This is a genomic window from Peribacillus sp. NJ11 (assembly GCF_030348405.1).
GTDB lineage: Bacteria > Bacillota > Bacilli > Bacillales > DSM-1321 > Peribacillus.
The window spans coordinates 3,416,149-3,442,591 of the sequence record NZ_JAUCFO010000001.1; the positions used below are offsets into that span (position 1 = coordinate 3,416,149).

24 protein-coding genes and 3 pseudogenes are annotated in these 26,443 nt (G+C 38.2%); 24 read left to right on the plus strand and 3 right to left on the minus strand.

Going from position 1 to position 26,443, the window contains the following annotated elements; all coding sequences use genetic code 11:
- Positions 1 to 294: 294 nt before the first annotated feature.
- The 13 genes and pseudogenes from QUF86_RS16905 to QUF86_RS16965 all read left to right on the plus strand — a co-directional run bounded on the left by QUF86_RS16905 (position 295) and on the right by QUF86_RS16965 (position 12,438).
- Positions 295 to 1,028: pseudogene (locus QUF86_RS16905) on the plus strand (class I SAM-dependent DNA methyltransferase).
- Positions 1,029 to 1,181: 153 nt separating this feature from the next.
- A complete protein-coding gene (locus QUF86_RS16910) occupies positions 1,182 to 1,688 on the plus strand; it encodes a DUF4367 domain-containing protein (protein WP_289334953.1) in 507 nt (168 codons plus the stop codon).
- 693 nt (positions 1,689 to 2,381) lie between these two features.
- Positions 2,382 to 2,717, plus strand: coding sequence for an ArsR/SmtB family transcription factor (locus tag QUF86_RS16915; protein WP_137020278.1), 336 nt, complete (start codon positions 2,382 to 2,384; stop codon positions 2,715 to 2,717).
- Between the two features lie 40 nt (positions 2,718 to 2,757).
- A complete protein-coding gene (locus tag QUF86_RS16920) occupies positions 2,758 to 3,756 on the plus strand; it encodes an NADP-dependent oxidoreductase (protein WP_289334954.1) in 999 nt (332 codons plus the stop codon).
- 458 nt (positions 3,757 to 4,214) lie between these two features.
- Positions 4,215 to 4,600: pseudogene (locus QUF86_RS16925) on the plus strand (IS3 family transposase); the annotation flags it as partial.
- A 773-nt stretch (positions 4,601 to 5,373) separates the two neighbouring features.
- Complete coding sequence (locus tag QUF86_RS16930; protein ID WP_289334955.1) at positions 5,374 to 6,084, plus strand: GntR family transcriptional regulator; 711 nt, start codon at positions 5,374 to 5,376, stop codon at positions 6,082 to 6,084.
- Between the two features lie 57 nt (positions 6,085 to 6,141).
- Entirely contained in the window at positions 6,142 to 7,179 is a 1,038-nt protein-coding gene (locus QUF86_RS16935) for an NAD/NADP octopine/nopaline dehydrogenase family protein (protein ID WP_289334956.1), read from the plus strand.
- Between the two features lie 43 nt (positions 7,180 to 7,222).
- On the plus strand, positions 7,223 to 7,993 hold the full coding sequence (locus tag QUF86_RS16940) for an amino acid ABC transporter ATP-binding protein (RefSeq protein ID WP_289336247.1): 771 nt from the start codon (positions 7,223 to 7,225) through the stop codon (positions 7,991 to 7,993).
- A 5-nt stretch (positions 7,994 to 7,998) separates the two neighbouring features.
- Complete coding sequence (locus QUF86_RS16945) at positions 7,999 to 8,832, plus strand: transporter substrate-binding domain-containing protein (RefSeq protein ID WP_289334957.1); 834 nt, start codon at positions 7,999 to 8,001, stop codon at positions 8,830 to 8,832.
- A gap of 191 nt (positions 8,833 to 9,023) precedes the next feature.
- Positions 9,024 to 9,695 (plus strand): amino acid ABC transporter permease, encoded by a 672-nt coding sequence (locus QUF86_RS16950; RefSeq protein ID WP_289334958.1) that lies wholly within the window; start codon positions 9,024 to 9,026, stop codon positions 9,693 to 9,695.
- 32 nt (positions 9,696 to 9,727) lie between these two features.
- A complete protein-coding gene (locus tag QUF86_RS16955) occupies positions 9,728 to 10,417 on the plus strand; it encodes an amino acid ABC transporter permease (protein WP_188402312.1) in 690 nt (229 codons plus the stop codon).
- A gap of 413 nt (positions 10,418 to 10,830) precedes the next feature.
- A complete protein-coding gene (locus tag QUF86_RS16960) occupies positions 10,831 to 11,094 on the plus strand; it encodes a hypothetical protein (protein WP_289334959.1) in 264 nt (87 codons plus the stop codon).
- A 573-nt stretch (positions 11,095 to 11,667) separates the two neighbouring features.
- Positions 11,668 to 12,438 carry a class I SAM-dependent methyltransferase gene (locus tag QUF86_RS16965; RefSeq protein WP_289334960.1) on the plus strand — a complete coding sequence of 257 codons (771 nt, stop codon included), beginning with the start codon at positions 11,668 to 11,670 and terminating at the stop codon, positions 12,436 to 12,438.
- A 509-nt stretch (positions 12,439 to 12,947) separates the two neighbouring features.
- Here QUF86_RS16965 and QUF86_RS16970 read toward each other — a convergent pair.
- Positions 12,948 to 13,745: an HAD family hydrolase gene (locus QUF86_RS16970; RefSeq protein ID WP_289334961.1), complete on the minus strand. Its 798-nt coding sequence runs from the start codon at positions 13,743 to 13,745 to the stop codon at positions 12,948 to 12,950.
- A 319-nt stretch (positions 13,746 to 14,064) separates the two neighbouring features.
- Here QUF86_RS16970 and QUF86_RS16975 point away from each other — a divergent pair.
- Positions 14,065 to 14,355 (plus strand): annotated as a pseudogene (locus QUF86_RS16975) (beta-propeller fold lactonase family protein); the annotation flags it as partial.
- Positions 14,356 to 14,773: 418 nt separating this feature from the next.
- Positions 14,774 to 15,400: a cysteine hydrolase family protein gene (locus QUF86_RS16980; protein WP_289334962.1), complete on the plus strand. Its 627-nt coding sequence runs from the start codon at positions 14,774 to 14,776 to the stop codon at positions 15,398 to 15,400.
- A 353-nt stretch (positions 15,401 to 15,753) separates the two neighbouring features.
- Here the strand turns inward: QUF86_RS16980 and QUF86_RS16985 are convergent, their stop codons facing one another.
- On the minus strand, positions 15,754 to 16,386 hold the full coding sequence (locus QUF86_RS16985) for a hypothetical protein (RefSeq protein WP_289334963.1): 633 nt from the start codon (positions 16,384 to 16,386) through the stop codon (positions 15,754 to 15,756).
- A 158-nt stretch (positions 16,387 to 16,544) separates the two neighbouring features.
- Here QUF86_RS16985 and QUF86_RS16990 point away from each other — a divergent pair, with 158 nt between their 5' ends.
- From QUF86_RS16990 to QUF86_RS17015, 6 genes are all read left to right on the plus strand, one after another.
- Positions 16,545 to 17,654 carry a lactonase family protein gene (locus QUF86_RS16990; RefSeq protein ID WP_289334964.1) on the plus strand — a complete coding sequence of 370 codons (1,110 nt, stop codon included), beginning with the start codon at positions 16,545 to 16,547 and terminating at the stop codon, positions 17,652 to 17,654.
- Between the two features lie 341 nt (positions 17,655 to 17,995).
- A complete protein-coding gene (locus tag QUF86_RS16995; RefSeq protein WP_289334965.1) occupies positions 17,996 to 18,220 on the plus strand; it encodes a hypothetical protein in 225 nt (74 codons plus the stop codon).
- 594 nt (positions 18,221 to 18,814) lie between these two features.
- Positions 18,815 to 20,989 (plus strand): DNA topoisomerase III, encoded by a 2,175-nt coding sequence (locus QUF86_RS17000; protein ID WP_289334966.1) that lies wholly within the window; start codon positions 18,815 to 18,817, stop codon positions 20,987 to 20,989.
- Positions 20,990 to 21,091: 102 nt separating this feature from the next.
- Complete coding sequence (gene mntR, locus QUF86_RS17005; protein ID WP_063234342.1) at positions 21,092 to 21,520, plus strand: transcriptional regulator MntR; 429 nt, start codon at positions 21,092 to 21,094, stop codon at positions 21,518 to 21,520.
- 250 nt (positions 21,521 to 21,770) lie between these two features.
- On the plus strand, positions 21,771 to 22,466 hold the full coding sequence (locus QUF86_RS17010; protein ID WP_289316011.1) for a class I SAM-dependent methyltransferase: 696 nt from the start codon (positions 21,771 to 21,773) through the stop codon (positions 22,464 to 22,466).
- Positions 22,466 to 23,161 carry an AIM24 family protein gene (locus tag QUF86_RS17015; protein WP_289334967.1) on the plus strand — a complete coding sequence of 232 codons (696 nt, stop codon included), beginning with the start codon at positions 22,466 to 22,468 and terminating at the stop codon, positions 23,159 to 23,161. The genes QUF86_RS17010 and QUF86_RS17015 overlap by 1 nt, the downstream gene beginning before the upstream one ends.
- A gap of 106 nt (positions 23,162 to 23,267) precedes the next feature.
- On the opposite strand, the gene metA is transcribed toward QUF86_RS17015, so the two are convergent.
- Entirely contained in the window at positions 23,268 to 24,176 is a 909-nt protein-coding gene (metA, locus tag QUF86_RS17020; protein WP_289334968.1) for a homoserine O-acetyltransferase MetA, read from the minus strand.
- Between the two features lie 169 nt (positions 24,177 to 24,345).
- On the opposite strand from metA, the gene QUF86_RS17025 reads away from it, so the two are divergent.
- The 3 genes from QUF86_RS17025 (at position 24,346) to QUF86_RS17035 (ending at position 26,430) form a co-directional block, all read left to right on the plus strand.
- Positions 24,346 to 24,879, plus strand: a complete 534-nt coding sequence (locus tag QUF86_RS17025) for a hypothetical protein (RefSeq protein ID WP_289316014.1) — start codon at positions 24,346 to 24,348, stop codon at positions 24,877 to 24,879.
- 79 nt (positions 24,880 to 24,958) lie between these two features.
- A complete protein-coding gene (locus QUF86_RS17030; RefSeq protein ID WP_289325440.1) occupies positions 24,959 to 25,435 on the plus strand; it encodes a glutathione peroxidase in 477 nt (158 codons plus the stop codon).
- 149 nt (positions 25,436 to 25,584) lie between these two features.
- Complete coding sequence (locus tag QUF86_RS17035) at positions 25,585 to 26,430, plus strand: DegV family protein (protein WP_289334969.1); 846 nt, start codon at positions 25,585 to 25,587, stop codon at positions 26,428 to 26,430.
- Positions 26,431 to 26,443 lie beyond the last annotated feature (13 nt).

The following is a 26,443-nucleotide window of genomic DNA, read 5'->3' on the forward strand; positions in this document are numbered from 1 at the left end:
TAAAAATCAACTTGGCAGTTTTATTTTACTTGAAATAATCTCCATACTTTATGCGATGTCAAAGTATAGTTTTTGTACATAACTTAAAAATTTTAGAGAGAAGTTAATAGAGATTGTGAATGATTATACTTAAACTATCGGGTGCGTTAGCTGAAGATCGGAGCTGTCATTATGGCAGCTTTTCTTTATGCAACTATCTGGGCAGTTTAGTTGATGAAGGGGAAACTTTTTGACAAAAAAATAAGGGAAATTTACGATATGATTATTAGGGTTTATCTACTAGGGAGGATTTTAATGGAGTACAGAGGCGCATTAGCTTACAACGATGATAAATTTTTCGAGAATTATATCAACAGAAGAAATCGTGAGGAAAGTCCAAACAATATTATTGAAAAGAGCCTATATTGCTAGAACTTATTGGTGATGTAGAAGGAAAAAAAGTGTTAGATTTAGGTTGTGGAGACGCTAAATTTGGTGTTGAGCTTCTACGAAAAGGATGTATTTCTTATGACGGAGTAGAAGGTTCAGAAAATATGGTTAGAGAAGCTACTAAAAACCTAAATAAGACAGAGGGGAAAGTGCATCTTTCTTCAATGGAAATTTGGAAATTTCAAACAGAAAATTATGATCTTGTTGTTTCACGATTAGCTCTACATTATTTAGCAGAATTAAAGGATATATTTCAAGAAGTTCATAATTCCTTAGCAGATAACGGAAAATTTATATTTAGCGTTCAGCATCCTGTATTAACTTCATCAATAAAAAGTGCAGCAGCTTCTTCCTCAAAAGCAAATTGGATTGTGGATGATTATTTTAATAGTGGCAAAAGAGTAGAGCCTTGGATTGATAAAAAGGTTGTTAAATATCATCGAACGTTTGAAGAATATTATCAACTTTTAAAGCTAGTTGGATTCAAGATTGAAGATATTAGAGAAGGCACTCCAAGAGTTGAGAAATTCAGCAGTGAAAGTGAATATAAACGACGAATGAGAATTCCTCTCTTCTTAATTTTTTCTTGTGAAAAATAAAAGGTTTTTTCACTAACTGGGTGCTTTCCTTCAATAAGGAAGGTTGCTGAGGCAGCCTTTTTCTTATGGCACTAAAGGGGCAGATTAGTTTAATAAGAAACATCAAATTGGTAAAACTACCTATGTAAAAACCAAATAGGAAGAGGTAGTAAATTGAAATTACATTTTATACGTTTATTAGTTGTATTTATTCTAATTCAAAACATTCCACTAATAGTTCAAGCTAAAGAAATCAAATATAATCACGAAAGTATAACTCTTTCTGAAATCAAGAGGAAAGTTGATTTTAAAGTAGTTGTTCCTCAAAATATTCCTAATGATTGGACGTTGGAAATAAAAACATACCCCTGGGATGAAAAAGACAAAATAACTAATTTTAGATTGCACTATATGGATAGCGACGATAAATATTTGCTAATTGGTATTGAGCAAAGTAAGGAATCTTCTAATAAAGAAATGAACATAAATGCAGATCAGGTAGATATAAACGGTCATAAGGGCTTTTTTGTAGAATGGGGTAATAGTGGTGAGTTAGATAAAAAGGGAGAAATTGTTACTGGAGGTTTACTTCGTTGGATACAAGAAGGAACTTATGTAGAAATGGAGAGCTCACGGGTATCAAGGAATAAAATGTTGGAAGTTGCAAGATCAATGAAATAATTTATAGAACTAACAGGTGCTTTAGCTGAAGATCGGAGCTGTCTTTAAGGCAGCTTTTTCTTTATGCAACTATCGGGGCAGGATAGTTTAATAAGGTTCCAATTTCTAATGGGTTAATTTGGTAACGAATAAATTGAAACATATTTCTTCGAGCAACGTAAAAGAAGAAACTCTAAAAAGGAATTGAGAAAAATGGATGCTTTGGTTATTGGATTGTTATTTTTAATTCCAGGATTAATCTATTTCATATGGGTCTTGTTTAAATATACGAAAGAGGAACATTTGAAGGAAGTTAACAAGTGGAAATGGTAAGAAATGATACCTATGCTTCTTGGGCAGAACAAGAGATGATTCTTTTCCACAAAATAGCAAGTAAATCCTACATATTAGCGAAAATAATTCTTATACTGGTATCACTTATTCCAGTTGTAATAGGTGCTTTTGCATTATGGCTCTTTTTTTCGTAGATTGTTCCAGATCATGCTCTCAATTCAAGGCAGCATTTTTGTTATGGAACTATCGGGGCAGGTTAGTTCCAAAACATTAAAAGTTAACGATACCCCCTCTAAGATGTATTCGTCTCGATTTGCTTTCTCAATATTGCACCTAACAGAACAATAGTATATTGTTCTGTTAGGTGATATGGTTCATCAACTTAAACCATTAAACTGATTACTGGAGGTATTTTACTGAATGAATAAACAGGACCAACTAAATATTATCAAAGAGGATTTTATTAATTGTCAAAAAGTACTATTGGCAATTGGTGATGAAACACGGCAATCGATCTTGTTAGTTCTAATGGGGACGGATTGTCAAACAGGATTACGTGTGGGTGAAATCACTAAACAAACTCATCTTTCTCGACCTGCTGTGTCCCATCATCTTAAGGTTTTACGAGATGCCGGTGTTATTTTAATGCGTAAAGAAGGGACAAAAAACTTTTATTATATTAATGTACGTACAGAATTAGGTTTATTAAGAACGCTTGTGTTGGATATTGATAAGTTCATGCAGAACTTTTATTGAAATTATGGAATATAAACACACATTAGTTGGAGGTATAGGTATGAGAGCAATGGTTATTGATAGGTATGGTAAAATTCCAATGCGTTTGGTAGAAATGTCCACACCTGAAATTGGTGAATATGAGGTACTCGCAGAAATTCTTGCAGCTAGTATTAATCCTGTTGATTTTAAGATACGCGATGGGAAAGTGAAATTGTTAGTTAAATATAAAATGCCTCTTATCTTAGGAAATGACTTTTCTGGTGTCGTTGCAAAGGTTGGCACAAAAGTGACTCGTTTTAAAGTTGGTGACGAAATATATGCACGTCCACGTAAGAGTAAAATCGGTACTTTTGCTGAATATATCGCTATTCATGAAGATGACATCGCTTTAAAACCTAAAAATTTAAGCTTTGAAGAAGCAGCATCGATCCCACTGGTTGGATTAACCTCCTATCAAGCCCTAACTGACATTTTGCAATTACAAAAGGGACAAAAGATTTTAATTCAAGCTGGGGCTGGTGGTGTCGGTACCTTTGCTATTCAACTGGCCAAATTAATGGGTGCCACTGTTGCAACGACTGCCAGTGAAGCTGGTGCGAATTTAGTTAAATCTCTTGGTGCAGATGAAATTATCAATTACAAGACAGAAAAATTTGAAGAGAAACTGAAAAACTATGATGCCGTATTTGATACACTTGGGGGTGAGATACTCGAAAAATCATTCGAAGTGATAAAAAACGGAGGGAAAATTGTTTCCGTTTCGGGATTACCGAATGCTCGTTTTGGTAAAGAATATGGTTCCGGATTTTTTAAAACGTTGTTGTTTTCTGCAGCAAGTAATAAACTTACTGCGCTTGAAAAAAAGCATAATGTTCAATATACGTTTTTGTTTATGAAGCCGAGTGGAGAGCAATTGCGTATAATCGCAAACTTTATTGAGACTCGTAAAATTAAACCTATAATTGATAGAGTTTTTCCTTTTGAAGATGCTCAAAAAGCGATGGAATATGCGGAGTCAGGAAGGGCGAAAGGGAAAATAATATTAAAAATCAGATAGTTGTCAAACGAAGTAAAAAATATTTCCCAACTTTCCATTTTTTCTTTTTAATAACTCTATAAAGTCACTCCCTTTTAATCAACCTTTTTTCAGTATGGAGTCTTTTGTATGGATGTTAAATATATGGTAAAGGTAACTTTTCGATCAATCTTTATTCTAAAGCTACAAATGATCTTCAACGAACCGGCGCTTTAATGAAGTAACCAAAGCCTAAATTCACACTTATAACACCGGGAATTTAGGATTAATGTATTGTGGTTTCCTTAACGTTGTAAATCCGCATTTTCCTGACGCTCCCCCTTAATGAACTATCGGGGCAGTTTAGTAAAAGAACAAGTTTATTTGAAACGGAATTATAAATAATATGGTCTATATAGTAAAGGAGGAGGTGAATTTGAAGTTTAAACATTTTTTGTTTCCCTAGTGTAACAGATTTAAAGATTAAGATTTGTTAGAAATATGTAATAAGATTGCATAAAACGCTGAAAATGTCTATTGATACGCTCGCTAAGTTGAGAGAAAAATTAGATGGAAATGTTCATCCAGAAGCCATAATACACTCCGATCAGGGGTTCCATTATACACATCCAGAATTTCAAAAACGTGTGAAACAAATGAATTTGAAGCAATCTATGTCTCGAAGAGGCAACTGTATCGATAATGCGCCAATGGAATCCTTCTTTGGTCACATGAAAGATGAGATGGAATATTAACAATCACAAACCTTTGAAGAATAAAAAAACTGGTCGATCGCTACATGATCTTCTACAATGAATCAAGAAGACAATGGAATCTAAAAAAGATGACTCCGGCGGAATACCGAAGTCATCTGATAGCTGCTTAAATAGAAGGTTGCTTTTATTATACTGTCCGAAATTTATGGCGCAGTTCACTGAAGATGTAGCGCCTTCTATTACCATCTACTAATTGCAGAATCTAGAGTTTCCAATCTCACCAAACCTTTTTGCACAAGCTTTGTTGTACTGCATTATTTTTTCATTCACTTTTGTCACCCTAAATTGTAGACCTTCTTTTTCATCAGCTGCATATTTGCGAGCAATATCGTGCAATTCATCATTTATCTCATGCTGAAACTTTAACCAGTGTGGTTTAAATCCCGCATCCTTCGCAATTTTTTGGAAGTGTTGAAAGATGTCGCCGAAGAAGATGCCAGAATTTCCTGAAGCCTATGTCGTTGCACAGCCTATTTCTTCATAAACTCGCCCATAATTAAATGATAAAAAAAGGGAACCGAATCGTCTTTAGAGATCCGGGTCCTTTTTTTAATTTCAGCAGTCAAAATTTGTTGTAAAATTATCCATATTTGTGCGTGTATAACTAATAAGCAACACTAGCGCACCCGTCGAATTTATACACTACGTATATTTATTCACCACCCCTTGCTGCAGCGAGGTCTTTCTTTATGCAGAGTGAATATGGATGTATAGATTAATTGTTCGGGTGATAGGCACCAAATGGATAAATGCTAGGAATGACGTGGTAGCTACTAATGTCGAGAAATTATTCGATTAGTGCGCACAGGTACACACAAAAAAAACAGAAAAAACTAAATATTCTGTTTATTTTTTAAAAATGTGTGCTAGAATAACTTTATAATTGTATACAATTATTTTAAAGGCGGTGAACCAGTTGAATGAAAGAGCAAAAGCCAGTCGAGTCTCTACGAAAGATATTGCACATAAAGCGTTGAGAGAAATGATCATCAAAGGTGAACTGGAACCGGGTCAACCAATTGGGGAGGAAGAGGTAGCCAAAGAGCTACAGATCAGTCGAACCCCTCTTAGAGAAGCTCTTCAGATCTTGGAACTGGAAGGATTGGTCAATCGTAGTTTAAACGGCCGAATGAATGTGGCGCCGATTTCGATCCAAGAAGTGAAAGAAATATTTGTTATCCGTAGCAACTTGGAAGGGATTGTCGTTGAAGATGCCATTGATAATATCACGCAAAAGGACATTGACCACTTAACCCATCTCATCAAATTACTCAAAATGGCGATAAGCCTGGAAGATTATGAGACAATCGATCGATTTGGTAAGCAATTCCACGAATACATTTACACGGTGAGTGGCAACAAGATGGCGGTCAAGTTCTTGTATCAGCTCAACAGCATGATCAACCGGTACAGGCGATTGGCACACAAAAGTATTGGCGATACAAAACAATCCGTAAAAGAACATAAGATGATCCTTCATTACATCATCCAAAAAGACAAGATTAACGCAGTAGAAGAAATGAAGAAACATATTTTAGGTTCGTTGAATCAAGCCATCAAGACGGTCGAAAAATACGAACATACCCAATTCTAACAAGAGAAAGGTACAGATTGAAACAGATTGCGAACCATATGAGAGGAGGAAGAGTTCATGACATATGCAGTAATGGGCGGTGGAAATACAGGGCAGGCCATTGCAGGATATCTGAGATTGAACGGAGAAAGCGTAAAATTGTATACCCGTGATCCACAGAAAGCTGAAAGAATTTCTACACAAGGGTTGGAAGTGAAAGGGATCTATTCGGGGCACGTCGATTTAGAGGCATCGACCACCATAGATCAGGTGATTGCAGAGGCCCAGTTTATCATTGTATCGACGACGGCTATAGGGCATGAGACGATTGTCAATCAAATTAAACCGTTCTTGCAACCCAATCAAACCATCATCTTTTTTCCAGGCTACTGGGGTGCACTAGAATGTGAACGAATTCTGGGTACTGATTTGATTACAGAAAAGAACATTACAGTGGCCGAAACGAGTGCCATGCCTTTTGTCAGTTTGGCCGATCAAGCCGGTTCTGTTGCGATCACTAAAATTAAATACAACGTACTAATTAGTACGTTGCGTAAAGAGAACCAGATTGCTCCATCGTTTATGGAAAGGTTTCCGCAATTGATTCCGGGAGAAAGTGTATTTGAGACTTCCTTAAATAATTCCAATGTGGTGATTCATCCTCCGATCACCCTGTTTAACGCGGCAAGGATTGACGCATCCGAGAGATTTCATTTCTATCCTGAAGGAGCATCTCCCTATTCCTGTAACTACGTAGAAAAGATGGATAAAGAACGACTGGAAATAGCAAGTCGTCTACATGTCGATCTTCAAAGTATTTTGAGTATCTTGAATGAATTTTATGATTCCGATTATCCCACGTTATATGAAGCTTTGCCTGGCTTGTTCCCTACTGGATTAGGTCCTACGACACTCGATTATAGGTATCTGACAGAAGACATTCCTTTTGGACTTGTTCCGATTTCAGAATTAGGGAAAATCTTAGGGTTGGCAACACCGTATACCGACTCCATCATCAGCACGGCATCTTTACTTATGAACAGCGACTATAGGCAAATAGGGATTCGCTTTCAGGGGTTGACCGAGGAGAATCTACGGCGGATGTCCGTGGTATAGCACATATAGGATTTGAAATAAAGCACTTGGGGAGGTAGAGATTATCTTACACGTTAAAAACTTGCATGTTTCATACAACCAAAAAGAAGTGTTGAAAGGTATTAACCTATCGGTCGAAAAAGGCGAGGTTGTATCGTTTATTGGTCCGAGTGGAACAGGGAAAACCACCTTATTAAAATGCATCAATTACTTAGAAAAACCCCAACAGGGCGAAATTCAAATCGGGGATCTGCATCTCAATTATCAAAGTTTATCCAAGCAAGACACCCTAAAGCTTCGCAGGAAAACCGCCATGGTGTTCCAGATGTTCAACATTTTCAAACATAAGACGGTCATCCAAAATGTAATGGATGCTCAAATAGCCGTTCAGAAAAAGTCCAAAAACGAAGCGTATGCCATGAGTTTGAAACAATTAGAAAAGGTAGGTCTTAAAGATAAAATAAATGAATATCCCTCTCGCTTATCGGGAGGACAATTACAAAGGGTCGGCATTGCACGTGGCTTGGCGCTTGAACCTGAGTTGATTTTGTTTGATGAACCTACTTCAGCTCTTGATCCCGAATTAGTAGAGGAGGTATTGAAAGTAATAGAAGATGTAGCAAAGTCCGGCATGACAACGCTTCTTGTCACCCATGAAATGGACTTCGCCAAGCGGATTTCCGACAAAGTGGTCTTTATGGAAAATGGTCACATTGTGGAAGTGGGAACGCCTGAACAAATCTTCGAGAAATCAGTGAATGTGAGAACAAGGCAGTTTTTGAAAAAGATCTATGCAGAGCAAGACCAACAAAATTTAAACATTAAGGGTGGTTGATGAGAATGAAGATAAAGTCAATTTTAGTAGCAGCTTCTGTACTGGGTTTATCTCTCCTTACTGCATGCAATTCCACTGACAACAAGTCACAAGCTGAGAGCACTGGGGATTCAGGCGTAAGAACAATCAAAGTGGCGACTGGCCACACGTCAAAACCATTGAGCTGGGTCGATGAGAACGGCGAAGTGACGGGTTATGAGCCTGAGCTGATAAAAGAACTGGATAAAGTGCTTGAAGACTATGAATTTGAATTGTTCGGTGTGGAAGATTCAGCGGGTGAAACAGGACTAGCTACTGGAAAGTACGACATGTTGGCAGGTGGTCTAGGGTTCACGGAGGAACGTGCAGAGCAATATATCATTCCTTCAGAATCGAGTGGTCGTGCCCTGATCAAGATTTACGTGGCAGAAGATAGTGGAATTGAGAGCATTCAAGATTTGGTAGGGAAGAAAATTTCTCCTCTATCCCCAGCGGGTGCCACATATAAATCCGTTAAGGATTGGGAAGAAGAAAATCCTAAATTTAAGCTAGAGTATGATTTGGGTGATGTGGGAATTCCAATCGCAGATCGACTAAAAGAAGTGGCGACTGGCAAATATGATGCGTTGTTCTATCCATCGAGTTACGGACAAATCGAAATCATTGAAGATCAAAATCTACCTGTTGTGGGATTGGACCCAGTCAAAATTATTCCTACGTTCTTTATGATTCACAAATCAGAGGAAAATGAGGAACTGAAACAGGCCATCGATGAAGGTCTAAAGGAATTGGCAGAAGCAGGCGTGCTTTCTGAGTTGTCTACTGAATTCTACGCAGAAGATGTGTTTCAATACGATTGAGGCTTTTACATGAACGTCTTGGTTCGAGTCAGATAAGGTCATAGTGAATATCTCCGGATCGACTAGAGCACATCCATATTCTCTCGTTTGGTTGAATCCCTTGAGAATATGGATGTAGACTAAGACGAAAAACATAGACATGACACCGTCATGTACAGAAGAGATATTCATTAGAGAAGGGAGAAATGACGATGGAAACGGGTATGCAAGAATTACTAATGGAGTTTCTTAAAACGCTTCCGATCAATATTATCATCATCATCTTGTCGGCTGCGCTTGGGTTACTCTTTGCTGTGCTATTAACGTTTGTGCGACTAAAGAGAATTCCCGTCATTAGTCAATTAGCCGATTTGTATGTATCTTTTGCGCGAAGTGTTCCTGGACTGATTTTACTATTTATAGCGTACTTTGGAATTCCAAAAGTGTTACCTCTCATCGGTTTGGGCACATATGATATAAGCCCGATGAATGCTGCTATTATTTCCATGGGATTTTATCATTCTGGTTATATTTCTGAAGTGTTTCGACCCGCTTATCTCGCCGTTGAAAAAAGTCAACATGAAGCTGCAGATAGCTTGGGGTACACACCAATGCAAAAGTTTTTCCGAATTATTCTGCCCCAAATGGTCCCTGTTGCTCTCCCGGGATACGGCAATGCCTTGGTTTACTTGATTCATGATACGTCGCTGATCTTTGCCATTGGCATCGTGGATATTATGGGAACCGCAGAATTGTCTATCTCACGATCTTACGGTATTAATCAAATCCTAATTTACTTTATCATTGCCTTGATGTTTTCGGCTATGTGCTTCACAACGGACGGATTGGTTAGAAAACTGGAGAAGAGAGTGGCCATTCGATAAAGGTTTAACCATAATAAGCAGGGGGGATTAACATGTTTGATTTAGAGGCTTCATACGAAATGTTTTTAGGGATATTGGGTGTACTTCCTGAAACCTTACTCATAGCGATTACTATACTTGTATTATCCACCCTTCTAGGAGTGGTGTTGGCTCTGATACAACAATATAACATCCCTGTGCTGGTTCAACTTACAAAATTATTTAAACTGTTTTTACGAGGGACACCTATGGTGGTGTTTTTATACTTGATGTATTATGCACTCCCTGCCATTGGACAGTTCATCGTTACACTTCTAGGTATCGATTATAATATGAACAATATGTCGCCTCTGGTTATTTTAATTGTCACAGTTAGCCTCACGTTGTCTGCCTTTCAATCTGAGATCATCCGAGGCTCATTTTTAGCGGTAGATCCGGGGCAAATTGAGGCGGCGCAATCCTTGGGCTATAGTTTTTCTCAAACGTTTACGAGAATTGTTGCCCCGCAAGCTTTTGTCCATGCCATCCCTGATTTCGCAAACTCTTTCACAGTGGCCATCAAAGCCACTTCACTCGGGTTTTTAATCACCGTGATTGATATCTTTGCACAAGCCAAAATCATGGCAGCCCAGAACTTTCGCTTTGTCGAGGCGTTCATGATGGTGGCACTCATTTACTGGGGAATCGGTATTTTAATCACCAAGTTCGCCGACCGCTATGAGAATGATGTGCGAATCAAATGAGCTCATGCCATCACACAAGCCCCATCCATACATACACATCCGTCCTTGCAGCCGCATGGGCGTTTTTGTATGCCTCTTTAAGCAGCAGTTACTCTTAATCTTGATTGATTTCCTACAGATTCTACACTCGTGACTACACCGTATACCAACTAAATATAACAAAGGTATAGACCACATAGACGACGAAAATCGAAGCGAAAGAGAGGAATGCGGGTTTCTTCGGTTTAGGTGAAACCGCAGTAAAGATGATAGATACGAGTACTCCGGCAAGTAGAGTAAGAGCGTGAAAGACAAGCAGTTCTAGGAGAGACGGCGCTTTAGACATGAACTTAATGGTGCCTGTCACCCATCGCACTAGGAGAGGTTGATGGACGACCTCCAATCTCTTACAGTGAACCTTTTTAGAGGGTGAAATGGTTAAACTCACAATTGAATGTACAAGTGCTGAGACGATTGAGATTGATGAACAGAAAACCATTAATAAAGTAATTAAGGAAATCAACCATTCAAGAAGAGAAGGTACACAAGAAATGGAGTTCGAAATTGGACATCGAGCTACAATTGAAAACAGTGATGGCGAGACAAAATCTTTCCATTTTTTCAGCGAGGGGAAAGCCCTTGTGTCTGGATACTATATTCACTCAAACATTGATGATTTTTGCGGGAAAAAGTTTTGAACAGTTAGAAATTGGTTTTTCCAAAGACCTTTTCTTTCAACTACCATGAAAATAAATTTCTTCAAGAAAAGAAAAATGACAACACTTAAAAAGACCCTGCTCGATCGTTAAAAAAAGAGGAGAGAGTACATTAATGAGTCAATGGATTACGGTGGACTGGATTAAGGTCAATATCAGTATTGACTCCAAACTAATGAAAGTTTGAGTCAAAAAACTACAACATTTGCTTTTGTGAAAACTTAATCTTTTTAATTTGTTAAAATAATTATAGTAGATAGGAGGTGTAAAAATGAAGAGATAACTTTATTTATGAAGAAATAGGAACCTTTAATGCTGAAAAGGCTACTAAACGACTTATAGAATTAGCACTGAAGATTAAGAAAGATGATAATAAGAAGTAGCCTCATTTGCTGTACATATATTAATTGAACTAGTCCTTGGATGGCTATTTATTTTTCTAAGCCATTTTTCAATATCAAAACAAAATGGGAAATAAATTTCGTTGTATCAAAACTCAGCTATCTATCACAGATTAATAACCATATGTAGAAAAAACATATAAGGATGGTACTTATGGTGAGGAGAACAAAATATAAAACATGGATTCGAATGAAAAAACTGACTCTATTTTTTTTAAGCTCATTGCTTCTTCTTTTGGTAGTATTGTTCCCTATTAATATATATTTCCGTGTCTTGGCAGGAATTTTAGCATTTCCCTTTTTATACATTACATTCGTGCTTTCTTATTCTATTTATCAATTCAGTTCAGTCGGAGGAAATTATCAGTCTAAAATACATGACTTGATTGTTTCTAAAGTGAACTGTAACGGAAAAGGAACAGTATTGGATATAGGAGCAGGCAGTGGTTCCCTTATTATCAAATTAGCCAAGTCTTTTTCTGAGACTTGTTTGACTGGAATAGATTATTGGGATGAAAATTGGGAATACTCGAAAGCTCTATGCCAACAGAATGCTGAAATAGAAAGAGTTTCTGACAGAATTGATTTTCTTAAAGCAAGTGCTTCAGAACTTCCTTTTAAGGATGGTCAATTCGATATAATTGTAAGCTGCCTGACATTCCATGAAGTAAGAGATAGGGAAAATAAAACCGATGTTATTAAAGAAGCATTAAGAGTATTGAAACCAGGAGGACAATTTGTCTTTTTGGATTTGTTTATGGATGAAAATTTGTTCAATGGCGAAAAAGAACTCTTGAATGATTTAAAGGAACAAGGCTTATCTAAACTGAATAGCTGTGAACTTTCTCAAGAAATGAAATTGCCAAAGGTTTTATTAGGAAAGAAAGTATTAGGAAACGCAATGATATTGAGCGGGAAGAAATAAGAATTATTAGGAATTACTCTATTTTTACCAAATTAAGAAGTCTCAAGTTTATCTTTAGAAATAGGAATAGGTTTGAGATTTTTTATCTGGGAATTTTAAACGTAAATGGAGAACAAGAAAGTTTGTAAAAAAATGAACTTAAACTAACGGGTGCGTTAGCTAATGATCAGAGCTGTCTTTAAGGCAGCTTTTTCTTATACAAATGCTTATTTGGCGGGTTTAGAAGAAGATGGGCTTCGATAACTTAATAATGATTTTTAACGTTACAACAGATATATGCTTATTCAGCTAACGGGTGCATAACTTCAATAAGAAGAAATGCTTTTTTACTACACCAGCTAATAGAGGTTATTTTTTTTATTGCATTAAAGGGTGCGAATATTGATAATTGGGAGTGATTGGCAATTCTGAAACAGTTGATACTGTTAATAACCAACATAAATGAAAAATGAAAATGTTCAAATGAAGATACACTATCTGATGATAAAAAAAGATATTTAAAAATAACTCTAAATCACATATGAATTATATGATTTATGAAGATAAGTTTCTATAAACTCGGCCAATCCATCATTTTCGTGGTGTCCTGTAACAAAATCAGCTGCTGCTTTAACCTCTTCGCTAGCGTTCCCCATTGCCACGCCAGTACCGACATGACGAAGCATCTCTATATCATTGGGTCCGTCTCCAATGGCTACGACTTCGCTTGGACTAATTCGAAATGCGTAAAGTAAGTTTTTTATAGCAGACCATTTGGAAACATTAGGAGCAACCATTTCAAACCCGTCATTCCAATTGATGACCTCTGCTTCCTTTTTAAACAAAGCGGATAATTCAGGTCTTGGTGCACCTGTTCGAACACTATATTTAAGAACATCTTGATAATTTGCCAGTCTTAAATCTCCAATATAACGTGGCGGAATTTGCCCAACTTTTGTCCAATAATCGATTTCTTCATTTGTTTCCTTACAATAAAGCCCATTTGCTGTATGGATAATAACATTACAAGAATTTTCAGCGGTCAGCTGGTGGAATCGTTCTTCGTTCAGTCGGACGGTTTTCATTTGCATAGCTCTTCCTGTCTCTGCTTCGTGAATAGCGGCACCATTCAAACAGATCATTGGAGTTTGTAATCCAATTTCTTTATGGTAGGGAGCGGTTACTTCATAGTGTCGACCAGTAGCTAGAAAAACCTTGACTCCCTGATTAATGAGCCTATAAATGGCTTCCATATTTCGGCGGGAAATGTTGTTTGAGGCCTTTAGTAGTGTACCATCCATATCAATAAATATTGCACGCATATTCATTTATACTGCCTCCTCATCGTTAGTAAACCAATCATATCATCTGACTATTAAAGTCTTGTAAACTCAGTGTACAGATTTAATAAAGTTTATTGGGAAGTAAGGGACGGTTCTATGCAAGATAAAAATATTATTCCAGTAACGGGTGCTATTGTTGAATAAAACTTAGATTTTTATACGACTTTATTGTTATATTTTTTAGTGTAGTGAAGTATCTTACATTAAAAATTAAACAACTATATTTTTAACCCCGTCCTAAATTCAGAACGGGGTTATGCTTGTTTAAGCTTTTAAAATTAAATAACTTTATTATCTCTACACATTTGCATACATTACCAATACCTTAAACGGCACCATCTCCACTTACCGAATCGATCCCAATGGATCACTTTCGGTGGTAAGGCATATTACCAGTACACCGCCAGGTACAGCTCCAGGACTGCCGATGGATGTTGGAGTGAGTAAAGATAGACGGCATTTTTACACCCTTAACGGAAACCAGGGTACAGTCTCCGTATTTACTATTCAAGGTGATGGAAGTCTGGTTAGATTGCAGGTTGCTGCTTGGACTAACTTTCCTTACCTTGGATCGCAAGGATTAGCTATTCTTTGATTTTATTAAGTTCACTATATTTGGTGGAATAAAAAATAAAGGGATTTTTAAAAACAAGGCTGCCGACATAATGGCGGCTTTTGTTATGAGACAACATAATTTTCAGCATGATTGTGAAGATTGTACTTAAAGTAACAGGTGCAAGAGTTGAATATCTGGCTGCCATTTTCGGCGGTCTTTTTCTTATAGTGCTTACGGGGCAGGTTGAACAAGTGAGGTGAAATACAGCTCGTTTTTATGTTTATTGGAAGGAAATCATACAAAAAAAGAAATGGGGTTTCTATGCAATAGTTGTATTTGTTTATCCGTACTTTATTGTCACTCATTAAATTCAAAATTTCATTTTCCTAAGGAATTTTTAATCAATGTAGTTCATATAATCGATAAGTGAAAACATAAAAAAGGTGGGAACAATTCTATGTTTAAACCAAATCCCGCGAATACTGCAATAGTTATTACTGACCCTCAAAATGACTTTTTGTCTCCAGGCGGAAGAGGATATCATTTGACAAAGGCTAACATTAAACAGAATAATACTTTAGCCAACTTGGAACTACTATTAAGCACTGCCCGTAGTAAAGGTTATCAGCTCTTTGTTTCCCCGCACTTTTTATATCCACATGACTATGATTGGCAGTTTACAGGGAACGAACAAGAGATGTTGATTAGTTTGAGTGTTTATCAGAAATTAAATCAATATAGTCCTCCAACTCCGGAAGCCGATTATGTTCCAACTTTAGCTCCGTATATCTGGGATAAAACATCCGTCATTGCAACACCGCACAAGGTGGCCAGTCCTCAGACAAATGATCTGGTCTATCAACTAAGGCAACGCAGAAAAGAACAAGTAATTTTGGCTGGGGTATTATCAAACGTATGTGTTGAATCGCATATGAGAGATTTAATCGAAAATGGCTTCAAGACAGCTGTTGTTTACGATGCAACTGCCACGATTAGTGAAAACGATTTTCATGCTGCTGTTACGAACTACCGAGCTTTCAGTAGTGCTACATGGACAACACGTGAAGCCATTTCAAATATGTAATGATACTCTTAAAAAGGCATACTAAAGAAGAGATTATTCTTTGATTAATTGTAATGTTTTTCGCTTAACTTCAATCTGGAAGATAAGTAAAGTTTGTATCTAATTATCGCAATCGGGTGCGATTCTTGAATAAGGTTCGCTTTTCTTATAGAACTAACAGGTGCTTTACTTCAATAAGGGAGGTTGTTGCGGCAACCTTTTTCTTACGGAACTAAAGGGTAGTTTAGTTGAACAGGATTGAAATTTTAGGTTTGGAAACAAATGAATTCAAATATCATTTATTCGGCCTTTACAAACGAGTTTTTACCCCGACCTAAGTTCTTTCAATGCCTTCATCACTGTTATGACCTCTCTTAATGTCCTTTATAACATTGATAATGTATATGTAAGGTTAATAACGAAAAAGCTGACTGCAAAAGTCCGTTTAAGGCGGCTTCTGTAATCAGCTTTTCTTTTTTCTCTATAGCTTCCACCAGCATCCTGAAATCAAATATGTATTTTGAGTTGCTTACTGAGACGTTGAATTTCCGAATTAATATAGGATTTGCTGTAATCACATCCGACGATAGCAACGATATTGCCGTCATCATCAATAATTGGTGAAAGGCTTGTTTGCCATTCACCGTACTTGTCTTCATATATGGAGTAACACCTGCTTTACCATTAAACGCCTGGTAAGCAACATTCATCATTTCTGGCGGACCGATATATTCTTCCCTCGGTTCAATTACAAAGCCTTTGTCTGCAACGAGGTGAATCAGACGTCCATCCTCCGTCATGCTAAAGATAAAGACCCATTCAATTACGCCTTCCTTTTCTTGAATCAAGGTAAGCTTTTGTTTCAATTTCTGAGAATAGGAATTTGAGCGGTTCATGTTTTTTTGTAGACTGATAACCTCTTCAGCTGGAATGATTGCTGCAGTCACAACGGCAATGGAACGGAGCCGTTTATTTATTTGTTCTTCTAAAATGCTTTTTGGGTTCACTTCACTTTGGCAGCTCTTTTTCTTATGGAACTATCTGGGCAGGTTAGTGGATAAGTGAATGATCGTCCACCTCTGTTTGTAAACCAATTTACATCCATTTGGGGAATTTAAAGGGCAAAAGAATCATATAAAATTATGAAAAGGAGGAGAGTCATAAAATGCAGATCATCAACAATTATTTTCGTGAGCGTGTGAGTATGGTGTACATGATGACCAATAATGAAGTAATGAATCAAATCATTGCCTTTTACAGGGACATGAATGGAATGCTCACATTTGTGGGTGCCTACCCAACTCATGGTAGAGGTACTGGTTCAAAGGAAGTCTCCACTGCAACTGCAAACGATGGCATCGACCCTCTTGCGTCACAAGGCGCCCTTACTTTGTCTCGTGATCGGCGTTTCCTACTTTCTGTTAACGCGGGTAGCAATAGTATAAGTAGTTTCATCATAACCGAGAGCGGAGCACTTGTTTTCATGGATGTGAAGCCATCAGGAGGTGCTCAGCCCAACAGCGTAGATGTGTTTGGTAATATTGTCTATGTTTCCAATGTAGGGAATGCCGCTAACAATTTTGCTTCCAATATCACTGGTTTTCGCATAGATGAAAACGGACGGCTTACTCCTATTCCCGAATCCACCTATTCTCTCAGTACCTCCAATGCTCAGCCAGCTCAGGTTCTCTTCACTCCTGACGGTAGCAAAATCCTTGTATCCGAGCTTACTTCAAACCATCTTAGTGTATTTCATGTGAATCAAAAGGGTACGCTTACAGGGCCAATCGTTAATGATTCTTATGGTCAAGGGCCATTGGGCGCATATTTTCTATCGTCCGGGATCCTCTTAGTTACAGAAGCTGTTTCAAATGCGATGTCATCTTATTCATTGAGCAATGACGGTATCCTTAAGGTGATCAGCGGCTCAGTACCAAGCGGATATAAGACTGCTTGTTGGGTTGTAACAACGAGGGATAACCGTTTTGCATACATTACCAACACTTTAAGCGGCACCATCTCGACATACCGAATTGATCCCAATGGAGCACTGTCAGAGGTAAGGCATATTACCAGTACACCGCCAGGTACAGCACCGGGTCTTCCGATGGATGTTAGAGTGAGTAGAGATGGACGGCATTTTTACACCCTTAACGGAAATCAGGGAACAGTTTCAGTATTTAATATTCAAGATGATGGTAGTCTAGTAAGATTGCAGGTTGCCGCCTGGACTAACTTTCCATACTATGGGTCGCAAGGTTTAGCTGTTCTTTGATTCTATTGGATATACCATACTGTTCGAAATAGAAAAATTCAGGAGTTACTTAAAAACAAGGCTGCCCACATACTCGGGTGCGTTAGTTCTATAATAATCACTAAAAAAATAATCAAACTATTTTATAAAAATTGTATACTAAATCACTAGAAAAGAACCCTTTTTGATCAATCTCTTTTCAAAATGGATTGTATTTATTTACGCTAATATGAGGGTTCAGGAGGACCTTTTGATCAATCTTTATTTCAAAGCTACAGTTGATTCTATTTTTAACAGATGCTTTAGCACAATACATACATGAACTGAGCTGGAAAGTTCCCTCCTAAGAATAAGGAATAAGAATGGCCGAAAATCAATTTGATTTTTCGGCCATTTTAATTTTTGAAAATGGGGAGTTCAAGAATTATTTTTCTACAGATGCAATGATGTCTTCAGCTAAGAGTTTAGAACCACTAGCACCTTTTAGATATTTCAATGTTCCTTCACTAGACCAATCAAATATCTTTATACTGCTCATTCTTTTATTTACTTCTTTAATGTTTAACTGGTTAGAAACAAAATTATAATTTGAAGGAATAATTTTATTGCCGGCTATAGCTAAAGCATTTAAACAGACTATATGAGTTAATCGATATTGCTTATAATCACTCCGTTCAACAGGTAACAACTCTTTTATACAATTAAAATATGTAAGGGTAATATTAAGTATTTTTTACTTAGGTAACTCGGCTATCTTTGTATTATTAATTAATAATAAAAGAAAGTTATATACATTTTGTAAAGTAATATGCTTTTCTTTAGTTCTTTTGCCAATTAACGTTCCTTTATAAAAGGAGCTTTTAGGGTCAATAATTAGCTGTGTTGCAATCCAACTAATTTCTTCATCTAAACAGTGAAAAGTAATGAACGCACATTTAATATTGCACTATTTGTATATACTCCGATTCCCCCAAAATCCGGAGTTTTTACCTATTAATCTGGCTATATTTGGACGGATTTTGTCATCTCCCTGAAATCTCCACTCTTCACTGTAATAAAGTTAATTATTTCATGCTTTCTTGGAACAGTTCCGTTAAAACGAAGTCATATCTAGCCGATTGTAATAATTAAGGTATAATGATAGGGAAAGATATTTTGTAACGGATTAGGTGAAGATGATCATGAAGCTAATCATTGCGGAGAAACCAGATCAAGGTTCAACGCTAGCAGCTCAATTTAAAACGAAGAAACAGCAAGGCTATATAGAAATCATGCCGAATGAACTTTTTCCCGATGGAGCTTATGTAACTTGGGCCGTCGGGCATTTATGTCAACTCGTTTCCCCTGAAACCTATCATTCAAAATGGAAGAAATGGTCGATGGAAACGTTGCCGATGATTCCGGAGAAATTTCAATATGAAGTGACCCGGCAAAAGGCAAAGCAATTCAATGTTGTGAAGACATTGCTTAGGAAACCGGATGTCGATGAAATCATTCATGCAGGTGATGCGGGGCGTGAAGGAGAATTGATTGTACGCAATATCGTCAATCTATGCAATGTCAATAAGCCGATGAAACGTTTATGGATTTCCTCTTTGACCCCAAAAGCGATTTATGAGGGATTCCAAAATCTGAAGAGCGAGGAAAAAACCAGGCCGCTCTATTATGAAGCGTATACGAGAGCTTGTGCGGACTGGGTTGTGGGAATGAACGCGTCGAGAGCGTATAGTATTTTATTGAAACAAAGGGGCGTTTCGGATGTGTTTTCAGCTGGAAGGGTCCAGACACCGACTCTCGCTTTGATTGTGAAGCGGGAGATGGAAATTGAGCAATTCAAGTCTGAACCGTTCTGGGAAGTGTTCGCTGACTTCAAGATGGATGGAAAGAAATATCAGGGAAAATGGCAGCAGAACAATGATCCGAGAATAAAGACAAAAGAAATGGCTGAAAAAATTGCCGCCTTTTGCAAGGGTAAGGAAGCAGAAATTGCAGAGATGGACACAGAAAGAAAAGAATTTCAGCCACCTTTGCTATTTAATCTATCGTCATTGCAGGCTACAGTAAACAAGATATATAAATATTCACCGAAACAGACGCTTGATATTGTACAAAGTTTATATCAAAAAGGGATCGTTTCTTATCCACGTTCAGATTCCAATTATGTGACGGAGGGGGAAGCCGAAACATTTCCCGATATATTGCAAAAACTAAGTGGGTTTTCAGAATATGAATCACTGTTTCCTTTGCCACAACCGAACATCATGAATAATAAACGGTTTGTAAATGAAAAGAAAGTGACTGATCACTATGCAATTATCCCGACGGAGCAGGTAACCGACCCAAAACGGCTTTCCGCTGAAGAACGGAATATATATGACTTGGTGGTTCGCCGGTTGATTGCGGCTCATTATGAGAAAGCCATTTTCGATTACACCACCATTAAAACGCTTGTCGATAAGCGTGCCGAATTCATTTCTAAAGGCAAGCAGCAGATCCAAGAGGGATGGCGCAAAGTGATTTTCCAAAATGACAAGGATGATGATGATATCATTTTACCGTCCGTATCAAAAGGGGATTCTGGAAAGGTCGCCAATATAAAGGTGAAAGAAAGAAAAACCCAGCCTCCTAAGCGCTATACAGAAGGTCAGCTGATCACTTTGATGAAAACTGCCGGAAAGCATCTGGATAATGAGGAGTTAGAAAAGGTGCTGATGAAAACCGAGGGTCTCGGAACGGAAGCGACTCGAGCTGGCATCATTACCATGCTGAAAGATCGTAAATACATTGATGTCAAAAAAAATCAGGTGTTTGCGACAGATAAAGGGAAAGTGCTGATTACTGCCATCGGGGAGAAAATCTTGGCTTCACCTGAAATGACGGCCAAATGGGAACAGCGTTTAAGGGAAATTGGTGAAGGGAAGGCTTCAGCCGGCGGCTTTATGGAAGCTGTTAAGAAGATGTCAGCAAAAATAATCAGTGATGCCTTGGAATCATCGGAAAGCTGGGATTTTCAAGGGCTGGACACCGAGTCGATTCAACGGAGCGGTCCTAAAAAGAGAAGCTCAGCATCTGTGGGCAGCTGTAAGCTATGTGGTTCTAAGATTGTCGATAAAGGGGAATTCTATGGATGTGTAAGTTATCAAAAAACCAAGTGTAACTTTACTATCTCCAAAAAAATCCTAAATAAGAAAATCAGTCAAGCAAATATAAAAAAGCTGTTGGCGAGCGGTGAAACGGATTTGATAAGTGGTTTTAAAAAAGGAGAAAAGACTTTTGATGCCATATTATCCTGGTCCGACTCTGAAAAAAAGATCAGTTTTACATTCCCGACAGAACAAAACGTCAACCAAACTTGAGAAGAAACATCATTTAAAGGCGCCCTGAGACGATATCTTCTTGTTTCGGGGCCGTTAATATAGTAAAATTTTTAGATATGCGTTTGAATGGGAGGATTCCGAATGCCTACACCGAGCATGGAGGATTACATAGAACAAATTTATTTACTTATTGAAGAAAAAGGATATGCAAGAGTTTCCGATATAGCCGAAAATCTTTCCGTCCACCCATCTTCTGTTACAAAAATGGTTCAAAAACTGGATCAGGAAAAATATTTGATATATGAAAAGTACCGGGGTCTCGTTTTAACTGCAAATGGGAAAAAAGTTGGTAAAAGGCTCGTATACCGCCATGAACTTTTAGAACAGATGCTAAGGTTGATAGGGGTCAAGGAAGAAAATATTTATCATGATGTTGAGGGGATTGAACACCACCTTAGTTGGAATGCCATCGATAGGATTGGAGACCTGGTTGAATTCTTTGAGGAATCTCCTGACCGTGTCGAGGATTTACGAAAGATACAAAAAAGAAATGAAGAAAATTCAAAATAAGCTGCCGCTGGCAGTTTTTTTTTATTTGACCTGGTCGTTCTTCATTTTACACATACGGTTACAAGTGAGGGAAAGTGCAAAAGTATTTTGAAAAAAGGATTTTTAAAGTGAAAGCAGAATAGCTATAATGTAGCCCCAGTATTTGATTCGGGAAAACTGTTTGTTTTGGTGAACGGGGCAGGGATTGTAATTGCCATGAATATTTCAGGTACTTAGATAATTAGGGGTTAAATGAGAGGGGGAATGTCTGATGAATTTACATACTTGGCATAAAGAGTCGGAAAAGGAATGGGATATTTTTGCACCTATGTGGGTGAAGAATTCGCAAGAAATGTGGGAAACGGGGAGCCGGAAAAACATTATTCCTTTCTTTTCTGAATATGTACCTTCGGGAGTGAAGGTGGCTGACATAGGCTGTGGAGATGGAGTTGGATCTTTAAAATTGGCCGAAGCGGGATTTGAAGTAACTGGAGTTGATTTATCCAATGTGATGATTGAATTTGCAAAGGGTAAAACCTCTCAACAACCTGAACTTTCTTTCCTTCAAGGAGATTTTTATAATCTTCCATTCAAGGACGAAGAAATGGATGCCGCAATGGTCATTAATTCTCTGGAATATACGGGTGAACCATTAACGGTGTTGAAGGAAATCCAACGGGTAATAAAGCCTGGGGGTTATGTCTGTTTTGGAATACTTGGTCCGACAGCTGAACCACGAAAAAACTTTAGTTTTCAACGGTTGTTAGGAGATAAAGTCATCATGAATACAATGCAGCCTTGGGAATTTGAAAGAATGGCAACAGAAACGGGATGGAAGGCGGTGGCTGATACAGGCGTTGCGAAGAGAGGGGTGGACTATACAAAACTGGGACATTTTTCAAAGGAATTAAAGCAAGCTGTATCGTTCATGTGGCTGTTCCTCCTTCAAAAAGAGGTGGATATGTGATGGAGAAGTATCAAATCGATCAATTCGTTGAAAAGACGAAACAGCAGGATAAAGGACAAGGCTTATTTGAACTTGAAACGGAACGAATTCTGGAAATTAATCTGGAACAGCAGATATGGGCAAAAATGGGGACGATGGTTTCTTATCGCGGCCATATTAAATTCGAGCGGGAAGGCATCTTGGAGCATGGTCTTGGTAAACTTTTCAAAAAAGCCTTGACGGGTGAGGGTGCATCCTTGATGAAAGCGACCGGAAGCGGCAAGCTATACATCGCTGATCAAGGGAAGAAGATTTCCATTTTACAGTTAAATGGTGAATCGATCTGTGTTAACGGTAATGATTTACTTGCCTTTGAGCCGGGTATTCAATGGGATATAAAAATGATGCGGCGCGTTGCTGGGTTATTGGCGGGGGGATTATTCAATGTAAGGCTCGAGGGGAGGGGAATGGTCGCATTCACCTCCCATTATGAGCCACTTACTTTAATGGTGGAACCAGGGAATCCAGTCTATACGGACCCAAATGCAACAGTTGCATGGTCAGGGGAATTGCAGCCTGAATTCGTAACGGATGTTTCATTAAAGTCGTTTTTTGGAAGGGGAAGCGGCGAATCCGTTCAAATGAAATTCGAAGGTAAAGGTTTTGTTGTCGTCCAACCTTTTGAAGAAGTATATTTCGGTAATAAGGAATCATGAAACAAACAGCCTGAGTCAGAAACTCAGGTTGTTTTCCATGATATTCGAAAGTGACTGTCCAAAAAAACTATTTAGTTAAATGGAAAGCTTCTTTTTTCTTACCCTTTCAATCCCACTCATATGGGGTTGATTGGTAGACATAATAGTTCAGCCAATTCGAGAACATCAGGCTGCAATGGCTCTTCCAGCGGTGAAGGGGTACCTTGGTGGGATCGTTATCAGGAAAGTAATTTTCAGGGAGTTGCGTATTGATCCCACGCTCCCTATCGCGTTTGTATTCTTCACCGAGGGTATCGGCATCATACTCGAAATGGCCGGTAACCATAATTCTTTTTCCATCAACAGAAGCAGCCATCAATACCCCAGCTTGATCGGACTGTGCCAGAACCTTCAATTCTGGATGGTTAACTAATTTTTGATAGTCAATATCCGTATGGCGAGAATGAGGGGCCATAAAATAATCATCGAATCCGCGGACTAGATTTTCATTTGGTTCAAGTACCTCATGAGTATATATGCCGAAGCATTTCTCTGGCAGTTCGTGTTTGCCTATTCCGTAATGATGGTACAGGGCTGCTTGGGCTCCCCAACAGATATGTAGGGTGGATGTTACATTTTCGGTTGACCAATTCATGATATTCTGCAGTTCTTCCCAATAATTAACGTCTGAAAATTCCAGTTTTTCGACTGGGGCGCCTGTAATGATCAGGCCGTCATATTTCTTTGTGCGAATATCAGTAAATGATTTATAAAATTGGTCTAAATGAAATTTACTCGTGTTTTTTGATTCATGTGTGCTTAGGCGCAGGAATGATATGTTCACTTGAATGGGAGTATTGCCAAGAAAGCGCAGTAACTGAGCCTCTGTTTTCTCTTTTTCTGGCATAAGGTTTAAAATTAATATATTCAATGGACGGATTTCCTGATTGGTAGCTCTTTCCTCTTCCATAACGAAAATATTTTCCTGTTCTAAAATTTCCCTAGCTGGCAGTTGTTCCGGAATTCTGATTGGCATGATTAGCCTCCTTCTCCAAAAATCATAATATTTTTATTATATAGAAAATTATTGAATAGAAAAGCAATTTTAATAATTTCTTGTAAATCTCGAAGGAAATGGCTCGGGAATGGTAAAATGGGAAGATCATGAATACATAAACTTATGAAGTTGGAGAGGTGTATGGAGATTGTTTGATCCTACAGCATTTGAGAACATGAAAGTGGTACTGGAAGGAGCTGTCTATGATCGTGACTTCATTGGAGACATATTGGTCATAAACCGTGATGATATGGTGAATCTGTCAACCATGTCCAGATCATATAAGATCGAGATGGAATTGAAAGAACCCATGGCGCCCATTTCGATTAGCGGTGCCATCGAGATACACGCTTCACTCCAGAATCTAAGTGCAGAGTTACTCGATTCCACCATTGATGATACGCATTCCGGTTGCACGGTCGATATTTTCATTTCTTTTCCCCAAAAGCTTAATGAAGTGAATGCTGAACAATTCTTGAACGACCTGGGAAAAATTTGGGGAGATCAGAGAATAATTACAGTGACGACCAGCGAAACGGTCAGTAAAAAGGTGCAACCCGTTCATTCATCTTTATTTAAAGTTTCATTTGGCAGGCTTGTAAAAGAGGAGCAAATGGATGATTTGGAAGACATGGTAGAGTATTTGATACAATCCATAAAAGCGGTGAAGATTCAGGGATGATCGGAAAAGGATAAAAGTTGGTAAACGTACCTTTCAATACGGTAAAATGACATCATCATACTAAAGGGAGCGATCATACATGTCCATTTACGAATTTGAAGTTAATAAAATCAATGGCGAAACCATCTCGCTTGAAGAATATAGAGGGAAAGTGATGATTATAGTGAATACGGCAAGCAAATGCGGTTTTTCACCACAGTATGATGATTTGCAAAGCCTGTATGTACAGTATAAAGAGGATGGTTTAGCCGTGCTTGGTTTTCCGTGTAATCAGTTTTTGAAACAGGAGCCTGGTGATGACCTGGAAATCGATTCTTACTGTAAATTGAATCATGGTGTAACATTCCCGATGTTTGCAAAAGTGAATGTCAATGGAAAGGAAGCCCACCCCTTATTCAGTTATCTGACTGAAAATGCTCCTGGAGTGATGGGGTCCAAATCGATAAAATGGAATTTCACAAAGTTCTTGATTGATCGTGATGGAAATATCGTCAGTCGGTATGCACCTAAAACAAAACCTCTGGAAATGGAAGAGGATTTAAAAAAATTATTATGAAGAATGATATCGAGTCCAACGGATGCTGCAGTTTCTGTTGGGCTCGTTTTTTTTAGGTAAGATATTTATTGCATGGATTCATTTTTAAAAGGGGACAGATGGTTGGGATGTTGAATATAATAGAAGACACACAAATGAGGGGGGAAACCATGGAACGAATTGCATGGGTAACGGATAGTACGGGAACTTTAGACGAAGAATTAGCATTGAATGAGCATGTTTACGTCGTTCCGATGGTCGTCATCATCGATGGGAAGGAATATGAAGATGGCGTCGACCTATCACCTGAGGAATTATACCGAAGAATGAGTGAGGATAAGATGAATGCGACTACATCACAGCCCTCGGTCGGCAGATTCCAAGAGTTATATAAGGAGCTTGAAAAACGCTATGATCGAATCATAGCCGTACACCTTTCAAGTGAATTGAGCGGTACCGTTTCCGCGAGCAGGCAAGCTGCACAAATGGTTACGATCCCCGTTGACGTGTTTGATACTTTACTTATTTCCTTTCCGATGCTATTAATCTTGAAACGGCTCATGAATTATATTGATAATGGCGATTCCATCAATGAGGCTTTCGCCAAAACGAGAATATATGCGGAGAATCATGAAACGTATGTATTAATAGGTTCTTTAGATCAGCTGCATCGCAGCGGCAGGTTAACAAACGCACAGTTTATTCTAGGAAGCCTATTGAGCTTTAAACCCATCATTTCAATCGAAAATGGTGTGCTTCATACCAAATCTAAACCTCGGAACCTTAAAAAAGCGGAAAAACAGATCTTCACTGATTTTCGCAGGTCAGTCGAAGCAGGAAAAGTAAAAGAATGCACCATATTATATGGTGCTGTTTCGGAGCAGGCACATAGATGGAAACAGATGATTTCCGAAGAATTTCCTCATGTGTTGACCCATGTATCTCCGCTCGGCAGTGCAATAGGGGTGCATACTGGCGAACAGACGATTGGACTCAGTTGGTTCAATGAAGATTAAAGCACAACATTAT

Excerpts from the sequence above, each read along its gene's own strand:
- QUF86_RS16915 (WP_137020278.1), top strand. The coding sequence starts at position 2,382 with ATGAATAAACAGGACCAACTAAATATTATCAAAGAGGATTTTATTAAT.
- QUF86_RS16920 (WP_289334954.1), top strand. The coding sequence starts at position 2,758 with ATGAGAGCAATGGTTATTGATAGGTATGGTAAAATTCCAATGCGTTTG.
- QUF86_RS16935 (WP_289334956.1), top strand. The coding sequence starts at position 6,142 with ATGACATATGCAGTAATGGGCGGTGGAAATACAGGGCAGGCCATTGCA.
- QUF86_RS16945 (WP_289334957.1), top strand. The coding sequence starts at position 7,999 with ATGAAGATAAAGTCAATTTTAGTAGCAGCTTCTGTACTGGGTTTATCT.
- QUF86_RS16950 (WP_289334958.1), top strand. The coding sequence starts at position 9,024 with ATGGAAACGGGTATGCAAGAATTACTAATGGAGTTTCTTAAAACGCTT.
- QUF86_RS16955 (WP_188402312.1), top strand. The coding sequence starts at position 9,728 with ATGTTTGATTTAGAGGCTTCATACGAAATGTTTTTAGGGATATTGGGT.
- QUF86_RS16960 (WP_289334959.1), top strand. The coding sequence starts at position 10,831 with ATGGTTAAACTCACAATTGAATGTACAAGTGCTGAGACGATTGAGATT.
- QUF86_RS16965 (WP_289334960.1), top strand. The coding sequence starts at position 11,668 with ATGGTGAGGAGAACAAAATATAAAACATGGATTCGAATGAAAAAACTG.
- QUF86_RS16970 (WP_289334961.1), bottom strand. The coding sequence starts at position 13,745 with ATGAATATGCGTGCAATATTTATTGATATGGATGGTACACTACTAAAG.
- QUF86_RS16980 (WP_289334962.1), top strand. The coding sequence starts at position 14,774 with ATGTTTAAACCAAATCCCGCGAATACTGCAATAGTTATTACTGACCCT.
- QUF86_RS16990 (WP_289334964.1), top strand. The coding sequence starts at position 16,545 with ATGCAGATCATCAACAATTATTTTCGTGAGCGTGTGAGTATGGTGTAC.
- QUF86_RS16995 (WP_289334965.1), top strand. The coding sequence starts at position 17,996 with ATGGCCGAAAATCAATTTGATTTTTCGGCCATTTTAATTTTTGAAAAT.
- QUF86_RS17000 (WP_289334966.1), top strand. The coding sequence starts at position 18,815 with ATGAAGCTAATCATTGCGGAGAAACCAGATCAAGGTTCAACGCTAGCA.
- mntR (WP_063234342.1), top strand. The coding sequence starts at position 21,092 with ATGCCTACACCGAGCATGGAGGATTACATAGAACAAATTTATTTACTT.
- QUF86_RS17010 (WP_289316011.1), top strand. The coding sequence starts at position 21,771 with ATGAATTTACATACTTGGCATAAAGAGTCGGAAAAGGAATGGGATATT.
- QUF86_RS17015 (WP_289334967.1), top strand. The coding sequence starts at position 22,466 with ATGGAGAAGTATCAAATCGATCAATTCGTTGAAAAGACGAAACAGCAG.
- metA (WP_289334968.1), bottom strand. The coding sequence starts at position 24,176 with ATGCCAATCAGAATTCCGGAACAACTGCCAGCTAGGGAAATTTTAGAA.
- QUF86_RS17030 (WP_289325440.1), top strand. The coding sequence starts at position 24,959 with ATGTCCATTTACGAATTTGAAGTTAATAAAATCAATGGCGAAACCATC.
- QUF86_RS17035 (WP_289334969.1), top strand. The coding sequence starts at position 25,585 with ATGGAACGAATTGCATGGGTAACGGATAGTACGGGAACTTTAGACGAA.